This window comes from Vibrio sp. SG41-7 (assembly GCF_014164465.1).
GTDB classification, from domain to species: Bacteria; Pseudomonadota; Gammaproteobacteria; order Enterobacterales; family Vibrionaceae; genus Vibrio; species Vibrio splendidus.
The window spans coordinates 1-259 of sequence record NZ_JACJFF010000421.1; the positions used below are offsets into that span (position 1 = coordinate 1).

General features: G+C 43.6%; 1 protein-coding gene. It reads right to left on the reverse strand.

All coding sequences use genetic code 11. The annotated features are described in order from the left end of the window. Positions 1–199, reverse strand: a 199-nt coding sequence (locus tag H5300_RS27440; protein ID WP_182797410.1) for a helix-turn-helix domain-containing protein, incomplete at its 3' end; no start/stop codon positions are given. Between the last annotated feature and the right edge of the window lie 60 nt (positions 200–259).

The window sequence follows — 259 nt, forward strand, 5'->3', positions numbered from 1 at the left end:
TTTCTGAGAGCGTATAGTCGCTGAGATGGCGAGCGACAGTCGATTCATGAATACGAAGGGCTTGAGAAATCATAGCCTGACTCCAACCTTCAGAAGTAAGTAACACAGCTTTAATGCGATCGCATACTCGACTATCACGAGTAGAATCGTGCATCTGCTCGAGTTGCAGCTTTTGTTGAGGAGTCAGTGTAATTTTCATGGGTCTTAGCATGATCCTGATTTTATCGAAAATCAAGCACCTTCATTGATCACGGGTATA